This window comes from Priestia sp. 179-F W1.4 NHS, from assembly GCF_045369295.1.
Classification (GTDB): domain Bacteria; phylum Bacillota; class Bacilli; order Bacillales; family Bacillaceae_H; genus Priestia; species Priestia zanthoxyli.
This window is the reverse complement of record NZ_JBIQFF010000049.1, coordinates 1-2,408: the sequence shown is the minus strand read 5'-3', so window position 1 is coordinate 2,408 and position 2,408 is coordinate 1. Positions and strand designations below refer to the sequence as shown.

Here is a 2,408-nt window from a genome sequence, read left to right as displayed (position 1 = left end):
GGCGTATACAGCTTGTATTAACGCGGTAACGATACTGAACTAGCTACTGATTAGGTGATGAAGTTAAGATTCTTTAGATACTATGTAACTACTGCGGTAAGCTTGCCTGTCCAATCAAAAAATAACAAAGACCCCTTACCGCAGTAGGTAAGGGGTAGCTAATCATATAAGAATAAATGTTTTTATATGCTGTAGGTTGTCCCAGTTGGTTACCTTTTTCATGAAATGGACTAGAGGCTCTAAGTTGTCTATGTCTATACATCTAAAGAGAACATAAGAGGACAATTCCTTCATATAACCTTAATTGAAGCGAAGAACGATTTCATATACTCAATAAAAAATCTAAAGTTTTGCCGGTTATTGCTATCACTTATATAGAGTTGATTGTTTGTGAATGACATACTGGTGCATCTCAATCCCTGTGATCTTGTAGTCGTATCATCAAATGATTTAACCTATCTGTATCTTTTTTAAAACACTTAAAAATACGAAGCATTACATGATAGTTTTCTCCACCTCTAGAGGCTACCAGTTCATGTTCTTTCAATTTTTTCTCCACTTCATGTTCAAGCACTGTTACAACTTCTAATTCATCTACCTCGTTTAATGCAACTCTGCAAGCAAGTAATGCGATGCAATAGTGATATCCAATGCTATCGTAGCCACGAAAGCAGCTGTCGCCAAGCAACTTCAGCTTGTACGGTTGTATAATATTAATCACAACATCTGTTATCTCTTTAGAATCAGCAAATGGCGCCATACGTAAACAATGTTTGCGATTGAGTGGGGTAGTAGCAAATGATTTTATTTTTCGTATCAATTTCTTTAACAGCTCTTGATTTTCATCGCTTAGAGAGCTTTTTTTAGTTTCTAATATATCAACTATGTGTTCCATACTTATACTCCTTATAGCTCTTTATGATTAGATACTCTTCTTCATCCCACACTGGCGACATTCACGTAAGAAAACGCCACCTTTTACTGAACTTTTGAAGTAAGCTGAATTGCAATTATCACATCGACCACTAACCTTATCCGGAAATTCAGCATAGTCATACACTTTATCAAGATCGATTTCTTGTTGCTCTTTCTCTTCCATGTTGATCACTCTTTTCTAATTGACTCTTATTAGAGTATCATTAATTCCTTGTGAAAACATCACTGTTCTGCTGCTGGATTATAATCAACTTCTGCATTTTTTAGATCATCAATTACTTTATGTATTCTTTTCGATAAGTCACTAATTTCTTCTTGTGTTAATTCACCTTTGGCTTCTTGTGGGGTAAACATACTTAACCTCTTTGTTATGCCTCCAATACGACCAACAAAAACTTTATCATGGCCGATTGCGATTTCTCCAATAGCAGTATCAACAATAATATCTTCTATCTTGCCTAAGTTATCAAATTCCTCTGCTAGTTTTGCTATAGCATACCTATATCCTTTATCTTCATCTAACAACTCTTCATATGTCTCCTGAATTGCATTAAATAATTCATTATACTTCCAGTTTTTCACTAGTACTCACTCCATCAAAAACTAATCTATACTTTAACTTTACACGAATCGAACATCAATTAGCTCACTTAACCTCATTTTATTTTTCAATTCGAATACTTCATCGATAAAAATAAAGAGACTCCCCAGGGAATCAACAAATTGGATGAATCCCTTTTCTGTAATACATTGTCCCTGTTTGTAGTATGTAAGATATACTTGTTTATTTGTATGTAATGCTTCAATCAAGGTGAAATTGATTTGTTCCATTTGCTCTTCTGTTAAAAGAGTTTGAGGTACTTCTGCTTGCTTGTTTATAACTTCCTGTAATCCTGTGTATTGTTCCGGCATGCTTGCGAAAGCTCTCCATTTTTTCATTCCTCTATCGTCATTCATGATATCATCCTCCTTTAAGCTTTATGGCCGCCAATAAGACCATTTCGATAACGAGCTGTTGAGTGATCCAGATAGCTTGAAGCCCGTAAAACACTATTCTTTCCATAACGCAGCCGAATCTCATCAATTGTTTTGGCGAGAGCATAGGCTCTTTCACGCTGATCGATATCCTCAAATAAGCTCATTTGCTCTTCTTCTTGAATGCTGGTGTTTGATAAGGAAATGCCAATAGAGCGAATCGGCATGCCACTATCATAGGTATGTAAGATGGTTAAGCAATACGGAAAGATATCTTGGCTTAAGTTTGAAGCTCGTCCCATTTTCTTTTGTCTGGAGAAGCCTCCACCTGTTTGTTTGCTGTAGCCAATGGATAAATGAATCATTTGAGCTACCACTTGATGCATACGTAAACGAAAACACACATCGTCTAATAGCTCCAACAGCAATAACTCCACTTCTTTTCGGTTTGTATAATCACGGAATAAAATTTGACTCTTTCCAAAGGAACGAGAGCT

The 2,408-nt window shown here is 36.0% G+C and carries 5 protein-coding genes; all 5 read right to left on the bottom strand.

The window, feature by feature from the left end:
• Window positions 1-412: 412 nt before the first annotated feature.
• Entirely contained in the window at window positions 413-895 is a 483-nt protein-coding gene (locus tag ACH0CI_RS28090) for a hypothetical protein (protein ID WP_406902647.1), read from the bottom strand.
• A gap of 27 nt (window positions 896-922) precedes the next feature.
• Complete coding sequence (locus tag ACH0CI_RS28085) at window positions 923-1,099, bottom strand: DUF8096 family protein (RefSeq protein WP_098792106.1); 177 nt, start codon at window positions 1,097-1,099, stop codon at window positions 923-925.
• A gap of 59 nt (window positions 1,100-1,158) precedes the next feature.
• Window positions 1,159-1,518, bottom strand: a complete 360-nt coding sequence (locus tag ACH0CI_RS28080) for an Imm3 family immunity protein (protein ID WP_406902646.1) — start codon at window positions 1,516-1,518, stop codon at window positions 1,159-1,161.
• 39 nt (window positions 1,519-1,557) lie between these two features.
• Complete coding sequence (locus ACH0CI_RS28075; RefSeq protein ID WP_406902645.1) at window positions 1,558-1,893, bottom strand: YolD-like family protein; 336 nt, start codon at window positions 1,891-1,893, stop codon at window positions 1,558-1,560.
• Window positions 1,894-1,907: 14 nt separating this feature from the next.
• On the bottom strand, window positions 1,908-2,408 hold a 501-nt coding region (locus ACH0CI_RS28070; RefSeq protein ID WP_483880022.1), incomplete at its 5' end, for a DinB/UmuC family translesion DNA polymerase.